15 protein-coding genes are annotated in these 17,384 nt (G+C 63.2%); 5 read left to right on the forward strand and 10 right to left on the reverse strand.

Features of this window, described 5'->3' with window-relative positions:
- Position 1 precedes the first annotated feature (1 nt).
- On the forward strand, positions 2–304 hold the full coding sequence (locus NKJ15_RS00910; RefSeq protein WP_023676866.1) for a Dabb family protein: 303 nt from the start codon (positions 2–4) through the stop codon (positions 302–304).
- Positions 305–329: 25 nt separating this feature from the next.
- Here the strand turns inward: NKJ15_RS00910 and NKJ15_RS00915 are convergent, their stop codons facing one another.
- The 7 genes from NKJ15_RS00915 to NKJ15_RS00945 form a co-directional block, all read right to left on the reverse strand.
- The gene (locus NKJ15_RS00915) at positions 330–1,271 is read right to left on the reverse strand and encodes a 2-hydroxyacid dehydrogenase (RefSeq protein ID WP_352613864.1); all 942 of its coding nucleotides are present in this window, start codon (positions 1,269–1,271) and stop codon (positions 330–332) included.
- A 95-nt stretch (positions 1,272–1,366) separates the two neighbouring features.
- Entirely contained in the window at positions 1,367–2,998 is a 1,632-nt protein-coding gene (locus NKJ15_RS00920; protein WP_352767090.1) for an ABC transporter ATP-binding protein, read from the reverse strand.
- The gene (locus NKJ15_RS00925) at positions 2,995–4,134 is read right to left on the reverse strand and encodes an ABC transporter permease (protein WP_352767092.1); all 1,140 of its coding nucleotides are present in this window, start codon (positions 4,132–4,134) and stop codon (positions 2,995–2,997) included. The genes NKJ15_RS00920 and NKJ15_RS00925 overlap by 4 nt, the downstream gene beginning before the upstream one ends.
- On the reverse strand, positions 4,134–5,228 hold the full coding sequence (locus NKJ15_RS00930) for a microcin C ABC transporter permease YejB (protein ID WP_352448571.1): 1,095 nt from the start codon (positions 5,226–5,228) through the stop codon (positions 4,134–4,136). Before NKJ15_RS00930 ends, NKJ15_RS00925 begins: the two co-directional genes overlap by 1 nt.
- Before the next feature lie 279 nt (positions 5,229–5,507).
- Positions 5,508–7,376, reverse strand: a complete 1,869-nt coding sequence (locus NKJ15_RS00935; RefSeq protein WP_352767094.1) for an extracellular solute-binding protein — start codon at positions 7,374–7,376, stop codon at positions 5,508–5,510.
- Positions 7,376–9,259 (reverse strand): extracellular solute-binding protein, encoded by a 1,884-nt coding sequence (locus tag NKJ15_RS00940; protein ID WP_352767096.1) that lies wholly within the window; start codon positions 9,257–9,259, stop codon positions 7,376–7,378. The genes NKJ15_RS00935 and NKJ15_RS00940 overlap by 1 nt, the downstream gene beginning before the upstream one ends.
- 173 nt (positions 9,260–9,432) lie before the next feature.
- On the reverse strand, positions 9,433–10,086 hold the full coding sequence (locus NKJ15_RS00945) for a c-type cytochrome (RefSeq protein WP_352470035.1): 654 nt from the start codon (positions 10,084–10,086) through the stop codon (positions 9,433–9,435).
- Positions 10,087–10,278: 192 nt separating this feature from the next.
- Between NKJ15_RS00945 and NKJ15_RS00950 the strand changes: the two genes are divergently transcribed.
- Positions 10,279–11,007, forward strand: coding sequence for a 3-deoxy-manno-octulosonate cytidylyltransferase (locus NKJ15_RS00950; protein WP_352470034.1), 729 nt, complete (start codon positions 10,279–10,281; stop codon positions 11,005–11,007).
- Positions 11,008–11,037: 30 nt separating this feature from the next.
- The gene (locus tag NKJ15_RS00955; RefSeq protein WP_352813721.1) at positions 11,038–11,901 is read left to right on the forward strand and encodes a prephenate dehydratase; all 864 of its coding nucleotides are present in this window, start codon (positions 11,038–11,040) and stop codon (positions 11,899–11,901) included.
- A 7-nt stretch (positions 11,902–11,908) separates the two neighbouring features.
- On the opposite strand, the gene NKJ15_RS00960 is transcribed toward NKJ15_RS00955, so the two are convergent.
- Positions 11,909–12,265: a hypothetical protein gene (locus tag NKJ15_RS00960; protein ID WP_352470032.1), complete on the reverse strand. Its 357-nt coding sequence runs from the start codon at positions 12,263–12,265 to the stop codon at positions 11,909–11,911.
- Between the two features lie 55 nt (positions 12,266–12,320).
- Positions 12,321–13,265, reverse strand: a complete 945-nt coding sequence (locus NKJ15_RS00965; protein WP_352813723.1) for a methyltransferase domain-containing protein — start codon at positions 13,263–13,265, stop codon at positions 12,321–12,323.
- A gap of 107 nt (positions 13,266–13,372) precedes the next feature.
- Here NKJ15_RS00965 and NKJ15_RS00970 point away from each other — a divergent pair, with 107 nt between their 5' ends.
- Positions 13,373–14,383 (forward strand): ligase-associated DNA damage response exonuclease, encoded by a 1,011-nt coding sequence (locus NKJ15_RS00970; protein WP_352470029.1) that lies wholly within the window; start codon positions 13,373–13,375, stop codon positions 14,381–14,383.
- Positions 14,384–14,456: 73 nt separating this feature from the next.
- Positions 14,457–16,058 carry a cisplatin damage response ATP-dependent DNA ligase gene (locus NKJ15_RS00975; RefSeq protein ID WP_352540485.1) on the forward strand — a complete coding sequence of 534 codons (1,602 nt, stop codon included), beginning with the start codon at positions 14,457–14,459 and terminating at the stop codon, positions 16,056–16,058.
- A gap of 99 nt (positions 16,059–16,157) precedes the next feature.
- Here NKJ15_RS00975 and NKJ15_RS00980 read toward each other — a convergent pair whose 3' ends face one another.
- Entirely contained in the window at positions 16,158–17,309 is a 1,152-nt protein-coding gene (locus tag NKJ15_RS00980) for a hypothetical protein (protein WP_352767107.1), read from the reverse strand.
- Positions 17,310–17,384 lie beyond the last annotated feature (75 nt).

Raw genomic sequence — 17,384 nt, forward strand, 5'->3', positions numbered from 1 at the left:
AATGATCCGTCACACCGTCGTGTTCACGCTGAAACACCCGCCGCATTCGCTCGAGGAAAAACGGTTCCTCGCCGACGCCAAGAGGATTCTCACGGCGATAAAGGGCGTCACGCATTTCGAGCAGTTGCGGCAGGTCAGTCCCAAGAACGACTACCGCTTCGGCTTCTCGATGGAGTTTGCCGATCAGCGGGCCTATTCCGGCTATAACGACCATCCCGACCACGTCGCCTTCGTCCGCGACCGCTGGATCCCCGAGGTCGAGGCGTTTATGGAGATCGACTACGTGCCGCTCGGCTGGGGCTGAGACTGGAAAGCGGCGCTCTAAAAAATTAATACCCGGCGTCGCGATCCACTACATTTTCCAGCGCTTCGCCGCGCTCGAAAGCATCCATCTGACGCAGCATGATCGGCGCCAGGTGGACCGGATCGGAGGTTGCCGCCGCGTGCGGCGTCACGAACACTTTGGGGTGGCTCCATAGCGGGCTGGTCTTCGGCAGCGGCTCGACCTCGAAAACGTCGAGGCTGGCTTCCTTCAGCGTGCCGTCGTCCAGCGCGCGCAAAATGTCGGCGTCCTTCTGCAGCCTGCCGCGCCCGGCATTGATCAGCACTGAGCCGCCGAGCCCGTTGCGCTTGCGCAGCTCCTTCAGCACGCTGTGGTTGATGATGCCGTGCGTCTGCGGCGTCAGCGGCAGCAGCACCACCAGGATATCGGTGGCGTTGAGGAACGGGATCAGGCCGGCCTCGCCCGCGTAAGTCGAGACACCTTGCATCGGCCGGTCGCTGCGCGACCAGCCATTGACGGGAAAGCCGAGCGACAACAGCACCGATGCCGCCGCGCGGCCAAGCGTGCCGAGCCCCATAATGCCGACCGAGATGTCGCTGGCCGGCCGCTGCTGCGGTTCATGCCAGATCTTCTTCTGCTGCTGGGCGCGGTAGAGCATGCCCTGGCGATGGTGGTCGAGCACCCGCCAGACGACGTATTCGGTCATGTACTGGGTCAGGTTGTCGGCCACCACCTTGACGACCGGTACGTCGGGCAAGGTGGGATCGGCGAAGATGTGGTCGACGCCGGCGCCGATCGAGAAGATGGCGCGCAGATTGGGCAGCGACGACAACAGGTTCGGCCGCTGTTTCCACACCACCGCATAGGTGATCGAGGGATCGCCGGCGCCGTTCGGCTCGAGCACCACCTCGCGCTCCGCCGACAGCAGTTCGCGCCAGCGCAGCGGATGAATACCGGTGAGGGCAAGCAGGATGCGGCCTTTTTCCATTGCGGATTGTTTTTCCCTTTTTACCAACAGCGTTCGCGTCCCGACGCGCAAGGCGCGGCTGCGTTTTGATTTTGTGCATGATCTCTGGCGAAAATCTACTCGCTGACGATGCCGACCGGCGCCGTTTCGATCTTGAAGGCGGCCGAGATCAACGCCTTTGTATAGTCGGTCCGCGGTTTGCCAAAAATCTGTTCGGAAGGACCGGCCTCGACGATCCTGCCATTGCGCATGACGATGACTTCGTTGGCGAGCGCGCGGATGACCCTCAGATCGTGGCTGATGAAGAGGTAGGCGAGGTCGTGCTTGGCCTGCAGGCTGCGCAAGAGGTCGACGACCTGCGCCTGCACGCTCATGTCGAGCGCCGAGGTCGGCTCGTCCAGCATGACGAAACGCGGGTTGAGCACCATGGCGCGCGCGATGGCGACGCGCTGGCGCTGGCCGCCGGAGAATTCGTGCGGATAGCGGTTGCGCGTCGCCGGATCGAGGCCGACTTCCTTCAGCACGTCGACGACACGCTCGTCGCGCGCATCAGGCGACAGCTTCGGCTCATGGATCTTCAACCCTTCCTCGATGATCTCGGCGACCGACATGCGTGGACTGAGCGAACCGAACGGATCCTGGAAGACGATCTGCAACTCGCGCCGCAACGGCCGCATTTCGTTGAAGGACAGCTGATCGATGCCGCGTCCGTTGAACTGGATGTTCCCGGTCGACGAGATCATCCTGGCCAGCGCCAGGCCGAGCGTCGTCTTGCCTGAGCCGGATTCGCCGACGACGCCAAGCGTCTGACCGGCCCGTACGGTGACGTCGATGCCGTCGACCGCCTTCACATTGTCGACGGTGCGCCGGAAGAAGCCCTTCTTGATCGGGAACCAGACCTTGACGTCCTTGCCGACCATCACCGGCTTGGCGGCCTGGTTGGCCGCCGGCGGCTTGCCTTTCGGCTCGGCGGCAAGCAGATGCCGCGTGTAGGCGTGCTGCGGATTGGCGAATATCTCGTTGGTCGGGCCGGTCTCGACGATCTTGCCCTTGGTCATCACGCAGACCCGGTCGGCGATCTTCCTGACGATGCCGAGATCGTGGGTGATGAACAGCATCGACATGTTCTTGCGGCTTTTCAGGCCGGCCAGCAATTCGAGGATCTGCGCCTGGACGGTGACGTCGAGCGCCGTCGTCGGCTCGTCGGCGATCAAAAGTTCAGGCTCGTTGGCCAGCGACATGGCGATCATGACGCGCTGGCGCTGGCCGCCGGAAAGCTGGTGCGGATAGGCGTCAAGCCGCTTCTCCGGCTCGCGGATGCCGACCTCGTGCAGAAGTTCCAGCGTGCGCGCCTTGGCTTTGCGATCGCCCAGGCCCTGATGCAGCTTCAATACCTCGACGATCTGCTGCTCGATCGTATGCAGCGGGTTGAGCGAGGTCATCGGCTCCTGGAAGATCATGGTGATCTTGTTGCCGCGCACGCGGCGCAGGTCTCTCTCGTCGGCGGCAAGCAGGTCGGCGCCGAGGAACAGTATCCTTCCCGACGGGTGGCTGGCGGTCGGATAGGGCAGCAGCTTCAGCACCGACAGCGCGGTGACCGACTTGCCGGAGCCGGATTCGCCGACCAGCGCCACCGTCTCGCCCTTGGCAAGGTCGAAGGAAATATGGTCGACGGCGATCGACTGGTCGCCGGCTTGCGTGAAGGCGACGCTGAGATCCTGGACCGAAAGCAGCGGGGTGTCGCTCATCTGAACGTCTTGCGCGGATCGAAGGCGTCGCGCGTGGCCTCGCCGACGAAGACCAGCAGCGACAGCATCAGCGAGATGACGACGAAGCCGGAAATGCCGAGCCAGGGCGCGTTGAGGTTGCGCTGTGCCTGCTTCAACAGTTCACCGAGCGAGGCGGAGCCGGGCGGCAGGCCGAAGCCGAGATAGTCGAGCGAGGTCAGCGTCGAGATCGAGCCGCTGAGCAGGAACGGCAGGAAGGTCAGCGTCGCCACCATGGCGTTGGGCAGCAGATGCCGGAACATGATGGTGACGTTGGACACGCCGAGCGCGCGCGCCGCATTGACATATTCGAAGTTACGGGCGCGCAGGAACTCGGCCCGCACCACGCCGACCAGTGCCACCCAGGAGAACAGCAGCATCAATCCGAGCAGGATGAAGAAGCCGGGCGGCAGGATGGCGGCAACGATCAGGAGCAGATACAGCACCGGGATCGCCGACCAGATCTCGATGAAGCGCTGGAACAGAAGATCGGTCCAGCCGCCGAAATAGCCCTGCAGAGCGCCGGCCGCCACGCCGATCAGCGCCGAGCCGGCAGTCAGGATCAGGCCAAACAGCACCGAGATCCTGAAGCCGTAGATGACGCGCGCCAGCACGTCGCGGGCCTGGTCGTCGGTGCCCAGCCAGTTCCAGTTGCCGACGTTGCAATTGGGGTCTGCCTCGCCTTTCGGATACTGGTTGCAGCGCGTCTTCTTGTCGTAGAGCCAGGACGGCTTGGTCGGTGCTGCTTCGGGAATAGCGTTGTTGACGGTCTGGTAGGAGTAGCGCACCGGCGGCCAGACCATCCAGCCATTGGCGTTGATCTCGTCCTGGATGACCGGGTCGCGGTAGTCGGTGACCGCATAGAAGCCACCGAACTTCTCCTCGGGATAGGCGACCAGGACCGGAAACAGGATCTCGCCCTTGTAGGAGGCGATGATCGGCTTGTCGTTGGCGATCAGTTCGGAAACCAGCGACAGCACGAACAGGAACAGGAAAATCCACAACGACCAGTAGCCGCGCCGGTTGGACTTGAAGTTCTGCAGGCGCCGCTGGTTGAGCGGCGACAGAAAGGGCCGCGCGATCCGAGCCGGCGCCGTTTCGGCCATGGTCCGCGCCATCAGACGTCTCTCCGCTCGAAATCGATGCGCGGATCGACCCAGGTATAGATCAGATCGGACAGCAGCCCGACGAACAGGCCAAGCAGCGAGAAGATGTAGAGATTGGCGAAGACCACCGGATAGTCGCGCTGCACCACCGAGTTGAAACCAAGCAGGCCGAGGCCGTCGAGCGAAAAGATGTTCTCGATCAGCAGTGACCCGGTGAAGAATGCCGAGATGAAGGCACCGGGAAAACCGGCGATGACGATCAGCATGGCGTTGCGGAAGACGTGGCCATAAAGCACCTGCCGCTCCGACAGGCCCTTGGCGCGGGCGGTGACCACATATTGCTTGCGGATTTCCTCGAGGAAGGAATTCTTGGTCAAAAGCGTCGTCGTGGCGAAGGCCGACAGCACCAGCGCCGTCAGCGGCAGGGTCATATGCCAGAAATAGTCGACGATCCGCTGCGGCCAGGACAGCTGGTCCCAATTGTCGGAGGTGATGCCGCGCAGCGGAAACCAGTCCCAGAACGAGCCGCCGGCAAACAGAACCATCAGCAAGATGCCGAACAGGAAGCCCGGAATCGCGTAGCCGACGATGACGACGCCGCTGGTCCAGACGTCGAAAGTGGAGCCGTCCTTGACCGCCTTGCGGATGCCGAGCGGGATCGAGATCAGGTAGGACAAAAGCGTGATCCACAGCCCGATCGAGATCGACACCGGCATCTTTTCCAGGATCAGGTCGAGCACCGATATGTCGCGGAAATAGCTGTCGCCGAAATCGAAGCGGAGATAGTTCCACAGCATCATGCCGAAGCGCTCGAGCGGCGGCTTGTCGAAGCCGAACTGCTTCTCCAGCTTCTTGATGAATTCCGGATCGAGCCCTTGCGCGCCGCGGTATTTCGAGCCGACGTCGCCGGCGACATCGACATTGGCGCCGCCCGCATCGCCCCCGCCGCCGCCAAGGCGATCGCTGCCGCCCTGGTTGGTCAGCCTGGCGATGACCTGCTCGACCGGCCCGCCTGGAGCAAACTGGATGACGGCAAATGACACCGCCATGATACCGAACAGGGTCGGGATCATCAAAAGGATGCGGCGCAATATGTAGGCGCCCATCAGGCTTTACCCTCCTTGAGGACGACCATTGTGTCTGAAGGTGCCCCTAAGGCAATCGCCCCAGGCCAATTGCCGAAGACGGTGCCGCCCTTCATTGTCCTGCCGGACATTTCTCCCCGTATAGTGACGGGGAGAAAGGGGCTGGCCGTAGTCTCGGCGCTTCTATTGCGACGCTTATGATCGGCGAAACCATCGATGAAAGCGCCCCTCTCCCCGTCGCTATACGGGGAGAGGATGCCGGCAGGCAGGTGAGGGGCGGCGCCAGCGCTCGCAAGAAATTCAGGCTTTGCCAATCTTTGCCGCCTTGTCTTTATCGAACCACCACAGCGTCTCGACCGGAAAGTCGTAATCCGGCTTTTGAGCGGGAAAGCCGAACATGTCCCAGAAGGCTGCCCGGTGATTCGCCAGATGATATGTTGGAATCCAGTCTAGCCGCGCGCGCAAGACCCGATCGAGCGCGTTGAGCGCGGTGACGAGTTCGATCCGGCTCTGCGCCTTGCCGGCTGCCTCGATCAGCGCGTCGATGGCTTTGCTTTCCGTACCCGGATAGTTGCGCATCCCCGGCGTTTTCGCCATCCGGGAAGCATAGAGGATCTCCAAACCATCGGCGGTTGGCGTCGCTCCGATCGACCATGCGAGCATGTTGAAGTCGAAGTCGAAATTGCTCTGCCGCGCTTCAAACTGCGCCGAATCGACCTGCCGGACCGAAGCGTCGATGCCGATCGCCTTCATATTCTCGGACCACGGAAGGAAGATGCGAACGAGGCCATCGTCCTCGGCCAGCATTTCCACCCGCAGCCGGTCGCCCTTGTCATTGACGACGAAATTGCCCGTTCGCTTCCAGCCGGCTTCGGCAAGCAGTCTCGAAGCCTCGCGCAGCAGCTTGCGGTCGTGGCCCGAACCGTCGGAGACGGGTTGCATCACCGGATCGCCGAAGGTCTCCGGCGGCAACTCGGCTCGAAACGGCTCCAGCAGTTTCAATTCCTGGGGTGAGGGCAGGCCCTTGGCCTTGTAGTCCGACCGCTCGAAGTTCGATTGCGAACGCTCGTAGGAGTCGAAAAACAGAACCCGCCTGGTCCATTCGAAGTCGAAGCAATAGGCGATTGCCTGTCTCACGCGAATGTCGCGGAACTGCGGACGGCGCTGATTGAGTGCGACAGCCTGCATGGATGGCGTTTTCTCGCCGGGAAATTCGCGTTTGACGACCCTGCCATCCTTCAGCGCTGGAAAGTCGTAGCCGGTCGCCCATACCCGCGCAGTGAACTCCTCGCGAAAATGCGTATCCCCTTTCTTGAACGCTTCAAACGCTGCCTGGCGATCAAGGTAGAAATCGATACGGATGCGGTCGAAATTATTAAGCCCGCGGTTCACGGCCAGATCGCGGCCCCAATAATCGGCGACGCGTTCATATTCGATGGTCTGCCCGGCCACCACCCGCCCCATTCGGTACGGCCCGGAACCGAGCGGTGGGGTCATCGTCGAGGCGTCGAAATCATTGGCCGTGTAGAAGGCTTTGGACACGATCGGCATTACGACGATCGCGAGGATATTCTGCGCCGACTGTTGGCCGTTGAAGGTAAGGCTGACTGTAAGCGGATCGATTGCGACCGCATCCGTCATGTGCCGCAGCGCTTGGGAAAGGTTCGGATGTCCCCGATCTTTGTAGAGGTTCAAGGCGAAGGCAACGTCCTCGGCGGTCAGCGGCGAGCCGTCATGGAAACGCGCTTGTGGCCGCAGGCTGAAGCGGAAGCCGTTGCGGTCCTGCGACAAGGTAACGGATTCGGCAAGCTGGCCGTAGACCGCATCCGGCTCATCGACTGCCCTTGCCATCAGCGAATCGAAACAGAGTTCGGTGCGCGGCGGCGAATCCCCTTTCAACACCAGCGAGTTCAGCGTGTTGAAAGTCAGGAAGCTCTGATTGAGGGTGGAGTTCGGCGGGGCGAAATTCATCCGGCCGCCCTTGGGAGCGTCCGGATTGACATAGTCGAAATGCGCGAAATCCGGAGGATATTTGAGATCGCCGAAGGCCGACAGGCCGTGCAGTTTCACGCCGGTCGGGATCGTGGCGAAAGCCCGGCCGGGCAGCAGCGCCGCGGCCGCGGCGGCACCGCCCAGGGCGAGGAAGTCGCGACGGGGCAGCACCGCCATCAATTGCCACTCTTGTATTTGGCCGCCAGCGCCTTTTCCTTGACCGGATCGATCCACCAGGAATTCTGGTCGACGCCGCTATAGGCGGGCTGCTTCTCCGGCATACCGAACTTGTTCCAGTAGGCGAGCCAGACCACGGCACGGTAATATTGCGGCACGACATAGTAGTTCCACAGCAGCACCCGGTCGAGCGCATGGGTGGCGGCAACCAGATCGTCGCGGTCGGTGGCAAAGATGATGCGGTCGACCAGCGCATCGACGACCGGATTCTTGATGCCGGCGTAATTGCGCGATCCCGGCGAATCGGCGGCCTTGGAACTCCAGAAATCGCGCTGTTCATTGCCAGGAGAGTCCGACTGCCCGAGTATCGAAGTGACCACGTCAAAGTCGAAGTGAGTGACTCGGTTGATATACTGGGTTTGGTCGATCAGGCGCAGCGTTGCGTCGACGCCGATCTTGCGCAGATTGGCGATGTAGGGGCTGGCGATGACCTGGTCGGTGTCGTTCCAGCCGAGGATTTCGAACTTGAATGGCTCGCCGGTCTTGGCGTTGACCATCTTGCCGCCCTTGATGATCCAGCCTGCCTTGGCGAACAGATCGACCGCGGTTTTCAGGTATTTGCGCTCAGCCTGCGGGTTGTCGTAGACCGGCAGCTTGAATTCCTGGGTAAAGACTTCAGGCGGCAGCTTGTCACGGTACTGCTCGAGGATTTCGAGTTCCTTGCCTTGCGGCAGGCCGCTCGACGCCAGTTCGGTGCCCTGGAAATAGCTGCTGGTGCGGGTGTTGGAACCGAAGAACAGGGTCCGGTTCATCGTCTCGAAATCGAACGGATACATCAGCGCGGCGCGCACCAGGCGATCCCTAAACAGCGGGCGCCTGGTGTTGAGCATGAAGGCCTGCATCGGTTCGGGCGACGCGGTCTTGAATTCCTTCTTGATGACGTCGCCGGCCTTGACCGCCGGGAAGTCATAGGCCGTGTTCCAGCGCCTCGAACTGTTCTCCGGCTTGATGTCGTCCAGCCCGCCCTTGGTGAAGGCCTGCCAGGCGGCATTGTCGTCGAGAAAATAGGTGAAACGCTGCCTGTCGAAATTCTCACGGCCAATTTTCACCGGCAGCTTGGCCGCCCAGTAGTCCGGCACGCGCTGCCAGATGATTTCGGACCCCGGCTTGAAGCTGGCGATCTTGTAGGCGGCCGAGCCGAGCGGCGGCTCCTGCGTCGGCTTTGTGACGTCGCGCTTCCTGCCGTTGGCGTCGGTACCTTCCCACCAGTGCTTCGGCAGCACGACGAGACCGCCGAGAATCTGAGGTAACTCCCGATTGCCCTTCTGGTTGAAATGGAACTCCACCTCGCGATCGGAGATCGCAACCGCGTCGGTGACGTTCTCGAAATAACGGCTGTACATCGGGCTGTTGGCCTTCAGCACCTGGAACGACCAGATCACATCGTCGGTCGTTATCGGCTGGCCGTCATGCCATTTCGCCCGCGGATCGAGCCTGTAGGTCGCCGAGGAATAGTCGGCCGGGTATTTGTAGGCATCGGCGATCAGCGGATGGTTGACGCTGCCCTCGTCGGTCGCCTGCTCCATCAGCGTGTCGTAGAGCAGGCCGCCGCCGAACTGCGCGAAGCCGGCGGCCGGCGAACCCTGCACGACATAGGGGTTGAAGCTGTCGAACGTGCCGAGCACCACTGAGTTCACTGTGCCGCCCTTCGGCGCATCCGGAGTGACGTAGTCGTAGTGCTGGAAATTGTCGCCATATTTGGATTCGCCGATCAGCGACGAGGTCGTGCGCCATTCGTCCGCAAAGGCCGCCTGCAGGCCGCCGGCAAAGGCAGCCAGCATCAGCACCGATTTCAGAAGCGTCCGCGCTCGGCCAACCGTCATGCGTTCTCCTCTTCGCGATATAGCGCCGTCACCATAGCGTCTGGGCCCAATCTAGATCATTTGGCGGCGCTGAAAACCGCAACCGAGCGGCTTTGTCGTCGCATATGCATTTTTCCTAACGAAAAAGCCGGGCTGAACCCGGCTTTTTCAAGGATAATGTCATTACAGTTTTGTTATTTTGCGGGTGCCGCCGGGGCGGCTGGCGCCGCGCCTTCTGCCGGCTTGGCAGGGGCTGCACCTTCGGCCGGCTTGGCGGGCGCGTTTTCGGCCGAGGCGCCGGGCGCCGGCAGCGGCTTCGGATTGTCCGACAGCGTGCGCAGATAGGCGATGACGTTGGCGCGGTCCTCATCCTTCGGCAGGCCGGCGAAGCCCATCGCGGTGCCCTTCACGAACTTCTTCGGCGAGGTGATGAAGTGGTTGAGATTGTCGTAGGTCCACTTCTCGCTGCCGCCCTTGGAGAACTCCTTCATGCCGGCCGAATAGGCAAAGCCCTCATGCTCGGCGACCGGACGGTCGACGATGTCCCAGAGATCGGGCCCAACCTTGTTGGGGCCACCCTTTTCGCCGGAGTGGCAAGCCTGGCATTTCTTGAAGATGGCGGCGCCCGCTTCGGCGTTGGCGGTGGTCAGCAGCTCGGCGATCGGCTTCACGGCCGCGGCGGGAACGGCCGGGCCGCCTTCGGCGGGCTCGGTCGCCTCGATGGCGAAGCCGGGCTTTTCCGGCGCCGGCGAGGCAAACAGCGCGTCGGACACGATGCCAACGGAAAAGACGATGAACACCGTGCCGAGAAAGCCGGCGAGCAGCTTGTTGACTTCGTTGGAATCCATACGCCCCAGGCTCCCTTTTCCGGCGGACCGATCCGTCCACTCCGTCCGTCGGTATCGTGAACCACCCTGCGAGGCGGTCAAATCGCGCGGAAACTAGGTCTTTTGCTCCGGCGTTGCAACACCTATAAGGGCGCTGCCAGTGAGACCTTTTGCCACTTTTGTCCCCCTCTTTTTCGAGCCCCTGCCCGCCTCATGTCCACGCTCATCCTGATCCCGGCCCGCATGGCCTCGACCCGCCTGCCGGGCAAGCCGCTGGCCGACATTGCCGGCACTCCGATGATCGTCCACGTCGCTCGCCGTGCTGCCGATGCCGGGCTCGGCCGGGTCGTCGTCGCCACCGACACGCAGGGCGTTGCGGGGGCGGTGCGCGCGCATGGTTTCGAGGCGGTGATGACGCGGGCGGACCACGAAACCGGTTCCGACCGCATCTTCGAAGCGCTGACCATTCTCGACCCTGGCAACAGCGTCGAGACCATCGTTAATGTGCAGGGCGATCTGCCGACCATCGACCCCCTTGTTATCGGCGCCGCGCTGAAGCCTTTCGAGAACGCAGCGGTGGATATCGCCACGCTCTGCGTCGAGATCGTACGCGACGAGGAAAAGACCAATCCGAACGTCGTCAAGCTGGTCGGCTCGCCACTCTCGACGACGCGGCTCAGGGCGCTCTATTTCACCCGCGCCACCGCCCCTTGGGGCGAAGGCCCGCTCTACCATCATATCGGCCTCTATGCCTATCGCCGCGCCGCGCTCGAACGCTTCGTTGCGCTGAGGCCGTCGCCGCTGGAGCGCCGCGAGCGGCTGGAGCAGTTGCGGGCGCTTGAGGCCGGCATGCGCATCGATGCGGAGATCGTGCAGTCGGTGCCGCTTGGCGTCGACACGCCGGACGATCTCGAACGCGCCAGGGCGCTCCTTTCCGACTAAGAAATTCCCTCAATTCCCGAGACTCCGCGCATGCCTGAAAAGACCAACAAAATATCCTTCCAGGGCGAGCCGGGCGCCAATTCCGACACCGCCTGCCGCAACATGTTCCCGTCAATGGAGCCGTTGCCGTGCCCGACCTTCGAGGACGCCTTCAACGCCGTCGAGACCGGCAAGGCCGATCTGGCGATGATCCCGATCGAGAACACCATTGCCGGCCGCGTCGCCGACATCCATCATCTCTTGCCGGAATCGAAGCTGCACATCATCGGCGAATACTTTCTGCCGATCCACTTCCAGCTGATGGTGCTGCCCGGCGTCAGGCGCGACGAGATCAGGACCGTGCACAGCCACATCCACGCGCTCGGCCAATGCCGCAAATACATCCGCAAGAACGGCTGGAAGGCGACGGTGGCCGGCGACACCGCGGGCGCCGCCAAGATGGTCGCCGCGATGAAGGACCGCACCATGGCGGCGCTGGCGCCGGCGCTGGCCTCAACGCTCTACGGGCTCGACATCATCGAGGAGAATGTCGAGGACACCGACAGCAACGTCACCCGCTTCGTCGTGCTGACCAAGAACAAGCAATGGGCTGAACGTCCCTCGGCCGACGCCGGGATGATGACGACCTTCATCTTCCGCGTCCGCAATGTGCCGGCGGCGCTCTACAAGGCGATGGGCGGCTTCGCCACCAACGGCATCAACATGACCAAGCTGGAAAGCTACCAGCTCGGCGCGTTTACAGCGACGCTGTTCTACGCCGATATCGAGGGTCATCCCGACGATCCGCTGGTGAAGCTGGCACTCGACGAGTTGCGCTTTTTCTCGCGCGAAATGCGCATCCTCGGCGTCTATCCCGCCAGCGCCTCGCGCGAGCAGTGGAAGGTGGCGGATTAAGATCCGGTCAGGTCAGGCCGAGCTTGTTCCGTTTGGCCGGCTTGCCGCATTCGCGCCGGCTGATCGACCGGTTCATGGCGTCGATCTTGCCGCTTGCCTGGTCGGCGTCGCGTTTGGCTTTTGAGCGCATATCCGGCGTGAACGGGCCAAAGCCCGTCGCCGGGTTGGAGAACGACGGCTTGGCGTCCACCGGCAGATGATATTGCTGCGCCAGGCCGTTTCGTTGCGCCAGCAATTGATCGCAAGGCACCTTGTCAAATAGCAGCGAGGACTGGACGTTTTCGTCCTGCCGTTCGGACATCGAATTGCCGACGCAGCCGGCCATCGCCAGGCAAGATGCCAAGACCGTCATGTTCCAGCGCATGAACGTGCTCCTTGTCTTTCGCAGCTGCGGCTTCTCATGCGCAGCGGCAGAAGTCTTAGCCAGATTTTACGCTGCCGGAAAGCGAGCTTGCCACTACGGCCAGCCCTTCGACCGGTTGGCGGCGATCCTGCCGGATGATCGTTGCCTGCAGCGACAGGATCGAAAAGCCGTCGGCATCCAGAACCCGCTCTACATAGCCTTGCGAATGCGCGTAGCGGCGCGACGGCTGCAAGGCGAAGCCGGCGCTGTCAGACGATTCTCCGCTCGGGAGCGTCTCGACGGAGAACGCAAACAGACCGCCGCCGGCAAGCATTCCGGCAATCTTGTTCACCACCCTGTCGAGCGCGCCGGCATAGATGAACACATCGGCCGCCGTCACCAGATCGGCTTTCGGGCCAGAATAGCAAAAGTCCTGCAGGTCCGTCTTGACGAGCAGATCGTAGACGCCTTTGGCGCGCGCCTGCCTCAGCATGCCGGCCGAGATGTCGTAACCCTCCAGCCGGTCGGCGATCGGCCGCAGCCTCTGGCCCATGAGGCCGGTACCGCAGCCGAGATCGAGCGCCAGCGAAAACCGGCCCGGCCGTGCTGCCCGGATGGCGCGGTCGAGGCATTCGGGCAGACGGTAGCCGAGCCTGTCGACCAGTTCACCCTCGAAACTCCCGGCATAGTGGTCGTACAGCGTCTCGACGAAGGCGCTGGGCGGCGCCTGGGCCGCCGCCGCCCTGCCGATCAATTGCAGCTTGAGCACCGCGCCGAGCCTGTCCGCCGGGTCCAGCCGCAGCGCCGTCGTCCAGGCCTGCGCGGCACGATCGCGCGCGCCCGCCGCTTCCTGCATCTCGCCGAGGCGGAACCAGCCGGCTGGCCATTGCGGCGCCAGTTCGAGCGCGCCGAGCAGCAATTCCGCCGCTGCCGTATGATCGCCGGATGCATAAAGCATTTCGGCATAGTCGGCGCGGCGGTCGGCGGTCAAATCGCCGGACGAGGTCTGGAGCGGTTTCATGCGATCGGGTTCCGCCGGGTGTTTGCAGCCGGCTTGCGCTCTATGCTGGAGTCAGCAGTGACTTACAACAGGCTTCCCGCGCCGGAATTAGCGCCTATCTTGGGGCCATGCGCGCCAGCGACCTGCTTCATCCCCGGCCGGAAGGGCTGTATTGCCCGCCCGGCGATTTCTTCATCGACCCGGTGCGGCCGGTCAACCGGGCGCTGATCACACATGGCCATTCCGACCATGCCCGCTCCGGCCACCGCTCGGTGATGGCGACGCAGCAGACGCTCGACATCATGGGGCTGCGCTACGGCGACAGTTTTGCCGGAACGACGCAAGCCGCCGTGCTCGGCGAGACGATTGCGCTCGACGGCGTCACCGTCAGCTTTCACCCGGCCGGCCATGTGCTGGGCTCGGCCCAGATCAAGGTCGCGCACCAGGGCACGTGCATCGTCGCGTCCGGCGACTATAAACGCCAGAAGGACGCGACCTGCGAGCCGTTCGAGCCGCTCAAATGCGATGTCTTCATCACCGAGGCGACGTTCGGCCTGCCGGTGTTTCGGCATCCGCCCGATTCCGAAGAGATCGCCCGGCTGCTGAAATCGACCGAACAGTTTCCCGAGAGAACGCATCTGGTCGGCGCTTATGCGCTGGGCAAGGCGCAGCGCGTCATGCGGCTGCTGCGCGATGCCGGCTACGAAAAGCCGATCTACATCCACGGCGCGCTGGCCAAGCTCAGCGAATATTACCAGAGCCAGGGCATCGATCTCGGCACATTGGAACCGGCGACCGTCGAGACCGGCCAAAAAAGCGACTTTGCCGGCGCCATCGTCGTCGGCCCGCCATCCGCCTTCGCCGATCGCTGGGCGCGGCGTTTTCCCGATCCGATGTCGTGCTTCGCCTCAGGCTGGATGCGCATCCGCCAGCGCGCCAAGCAGGGCGGCGTCGAGCTGCCGCTGATCATCTCCGATCACTCCGACTGGGACGAGCTGACGGCGACGATCAAGGAGACCGGCGCCGAAGAAATCTGGGTAACGCATGGCCGCGAGGAGGCTCTGGTGCGCTGGTGCGAACTCGAAGGCATTGCCGCCAGGCCGCTGCATCTCGTCGGCTACGAGGACGAGGGCGATTGATGGTGTTTTTGGATCCAGCAATCGCCGGTACGGCGCTCTGCGGCAAGCCTTTCTCATTGGCGTCGCCCCTTCCATGAACCGCTTCGCCGAGCTTCTCGACCGGCTGGTGCTGACGCCGTCGCGCAACGGCAAGCTGACGCTGTTGACCGACTATTTCCGCAGCGTCGAGGATCCGGACCGCGGGCTGGCGCTGGCGGCCATTACCGGCGATCTGTCCATCGCCGCGGTCAAGCCGGCGATGCTGCGCACACTGGTGATCGAGCGCATGGATCCGGTGCTGTTCGGCTATTCCTACGACTATGTCGGCGACCTGGCCGAGACCGTGTCGCTGGTCTGGCCGCAAGCGCCGGTCGACGTTGCGAACCACGAGCCGACGCTGGCCGAGGTGGTGGCCAAGCTGCAGGCGGCGAGCCGTTCCGACGGGCCGCAGGTGCTGGCCCGGCTGCTCGACAGCGCCAGCACGTCGGCGCGCTTCGCCATCATAAAGCTGGTCACCGGCGGCCTGCGCATCGGCGTCTCGGCGCGGCTGGCCAAGCAGGCACTGGCCGATTTCGGCAAGGTCGATATCGCCGAGATCGAGGAACTCTGGCACGGGCTGACGCCGCCCTATATCGGGCTGTTCGCCTGGCTGGAGGGTAAAGCGGAAAAGCCCAGGAAAACGGCGCTGGCGCTGTTCAGGCCGGTGATGCTGTCGAATGCCGTCGGCGACGGCGACCTCGAAAGGCTCGACCCGGCCGACTACGCGGCCGAATGGAAATGGGACGGCATCCGCGTCCAGGCGGCTTGCGAAGGCGGCATTCGCCGGCTCTATTCGCGCACCGGTGACGACGTCTCCGGCGCCTTTCCGGATCTTGCCGAGGCGATGGATTTTTCAGGCGCCCTCGACGGCGAGCTTCTGGTCGGAGACCCCAGGCAGGCGACGGGCACGTTCTCGGACCTGCAGCAACGGCTGAACCGCAAGAGCGTGTCGCCCAAGATCCAGCAGCAATACCCCGCCTTCATGCGGTGCTACGATGCGCTGCAGATTGGTGACGAGGATTTGCGCGGACTTCCCTTCCGCGAACGGCGCGGCCGGCTCGAGGCCTTCGTCAGGACGCTCGATCCGAGCCGCTTCGATCTGTCGCCGCTGGTCGAATTCACCAACTGGCAGGCACTCGAGGAATTGCGCCGCAAGCCGCTGCATCCGGTCATCGAAGGCGTCATGCTGAAGCGCTGGGATTCGCCGTATGTGGCCGGTCGGCCGAAGGGCCCGTGGTTCAAATGGAAGCGCGATCCGCACACGGTCGACGCCGTGCTGATGTACGCCCAGCGCGGCCACGGCAAACGCTCGAGCTTCTATTCCGACTACACATTCGGCGTCTGGTCCGGGCCGGAAGGATCGGAGGAGCTAGTCCCGGTGGGAAAAGCCTATTTCGGCTTCACCGACGAGGAACTGAGGCAGATCGACAAATATGTCCGCGACAATACGATCGAGCGCTTTGGCCCGGTCCGCTCGGTGCGTGCCGACCGCAGGAACGGGCTGGTGCTTGAGGTAGCATTCGAAGGGCTCAACCGCTCGACGCGGCACAAATCCGGCGTCGCCATGCGCTTTCCGCGCATTTCGCGGCTGCGCTGGGACAAGCCGGCGGCCGAAGCCGACCGCATCGAGACGCTGCAGGCGCTGCTCGATAGTTAATGCATGTCGCGCAAAAAAGAGTGCAGCGGTTTTGCGGTAACGACATGCATCAAAACAAGAACCTGAAGCGCGTCGCATGAGGCCGGAACGCGACGTGCTTTAGGGAACGACAGAAACGCGGATCTCGTAGATGTCGACCGACTTGCCCTGCTTGTCGAAGTCGGAATTAATGGCGATGGTGCCGGCAGCGCCCGGACGCTTGTTGGGAAAGCGCACGTCGAACAGATATTCATTGCGCTCGCGACCGACGGCATAGCGCTTGCGGCCGCAGTCGCCGAGTTCGCCGAAATTGCAATCGACGGAAATCTGCGTCTCCTGGCCCTCCTCGGAGCGCGCGATGATGTCGAATGTGGCATGCTTGCCGGCCAGTTTTTCCAGCACGCCTTGTCCGACGTCGAAGCTGATGGCCGAGCCGGATGCCCCCGAGCGGATGCGCAGGAAGGAACCGCTTTCGTCCTGGATGACGTCGGCCTTGGTGTCCGACGGTGCATTGACCTGCGTCGGGTCACCCGGCGAAAAGACGTTGATCCAGTCGTGCGCCTGGTCCGCCTCGCCCTGCTTCGGCGGCGAAGCGGTGTCGTCCGGCGTGAAATCATCGCCGTCGACCGTTGGCGGCGCTTCCGGCGGCGCCGTGTCGAGCTCGGTCGCCGATTTGAAGACGCCGGTCTGGTTGGCGAAATAAAGGCCGATGCCGGCGGCTGCGAGCAGCGTCACACCGAAGAAGATCGCGGTCAAGGGCAGGCGCCGCCGCCTCGCCCGCCGGTCGTCGCGGTCGGGCGTCACTTCCGCGTCGTCGGTTTCGGCGTCGGCTTCGGTCGGAACCGAGGCCCCCATGTCGATCACCGGCGCCTCGGCAACAGGCGCATCGGGCATGATGTCGGGAACGACCGGCAGGACGCGCGACCGCGGCGCATCGGATTCGGGCGGCTGCGCCGGACCGTCAACGACGACATCGGGCGACGGCGCGGCTTCAGCTTCGGCCGGGGGCTCCACCTCCGGTGCTGCCTCCAAACTGTCGGTCGGCGCGGCGACGTCGGCAACCGCCGGCAGGAATTCCGATTCGATTTCGGTGATCTTCGCCTGGACCGCCTTGCGCCGCTTGATGGCGACTTCCACGGTGACGTTTGGATTGGCCTGCAGGGCACGGTCGAGTGCCGCGAAAGCCGATCGATAGACCCGCTCGCGAAACGCCCGGTCGTCGGCATTGCCTTTCTCGAAGGCATTGCGGATCGCTTTTTCGATCGCGTCCAAGCGAATTCCCTCTGCAATTTCACTCACATTGCCATGATCGTTAGCCGCAGGCGACCAATCAATCAACAAGCGAGC

It is taken from the genome of Mesorhizobium sp. M0207, from assembly GCF_040321995.1.
Taxonomy (GTDB): domain Bacteria; phylum Pseudomonadota; class Alphaproteobacteria; order Rhizobiales; family Rhizobiaceae; genus Mesorhizobium.

Excerpts from the sequence above, each read along its gene's own strand:
- NKJ15_RS00910 (WP_023676866.1), top strand. The coding sequence starts at position 2 with ATGATCCGTCACACCGTCGTGTTCACGCTGAAACACCCGCCGCATTCG.
- NKJ15_RS00975 (WP_352540485.1), top strand. The coding sequence starts at position 14,457 with ATGAACCGCTTCGCCGAGCTTCTCGACCGGCTGGTGCTGACGCCGTCG.
- NKJ15_RS00950 (WP_352470034.1), top strand. The coding sequence starts at position 10,279 with ATGTCCACGCTCATCCTGATCCCGGCCCGCATGGCCTCGACCCGCCTG.
- NKJ15_RS00925 (WP_352767092.1), bottom strand. The coding sequence starts at position 4,134 with ATGGCGCGGACCATGGCCGAAACGGCGCCGGCTCGGATCGCGCGGCCC.
- NKJ15_RS00940 (WP_352767096.1), bottom strand. The coding sequence starts at position 9,259 with ATGACGGTTGGCCGAGCGCGGACGCTTCTGAAATCGGTGCTGATGCTG.
- NKJ15_RS00955 (WP_352813721.1), top strand. The coding sequence starts at position 11,038 with ATGCCTGAAAAGACCAACAAAATATCCTTCCAGGGCGAGCCGGGCGCC.
- NKJ15_RS00945 (WP_352470035.1), bottom strand. The coding sequence starts at position 10,086 with ATGGATTCCAACGAAGTCAACAAGCTGCTCGCCGGCTTTCTCGGCACG.
- NKJ15_RS00930 (WP_352448571.1), bottom strand. The coding sequence starts at position 5,228 with ATGGGCGCCTACATATTGCGCCGCATCCTTTTGATGATCCCGACCCTG.
- NKJ15_RS00920 (WP_352767090.1), bottom strand. The coding sequence starts at position 2,998 with ATGAGCGACACCCCGCTGCTTTCGGTCCAGGATCTCAGCGTCGCCTTC.
- NKJ15_RS00960 (WP_352470032.1), bottom strand. The coding sequence starts at position 12,265 with ATGCGCTGGAACATGACGGTCTTGGCATCTTGCCTGGCGATGGCCGGC.
- NKJ15_RS00965 (WP_352813723.1), bottom strand. The coding sequence starts at position 13,265 with ATGAAACCGCTCCAGACCTCGTCCGGCGATTTGACCGCCGACCGCCGC.
- NKJ15_RS00935 (WP_352767094.1), bottom strand. The coding sequence starts at position 7,376 with ATGGCGGTGCTGCCCCGTCGCGACTTCCTCGCCCTGGGCGGTGCCGCC.
- NKJ15_RS00970 (WP_352470029.1), top strand. The coding sequence starts at position 13,373 with ATGCGCGCCAGCGACCTGCTTCATCCCCGGCCGGAAGGGCTGTATTGC.
- NKJ15_RS00915 (WP_352613864.1), bottom strand. The coding sequence starts at position 1,271 with ATGGAAAAAGGCCGCATCCTGCTTGCCCTCACCGGTATTCATCCGCTG.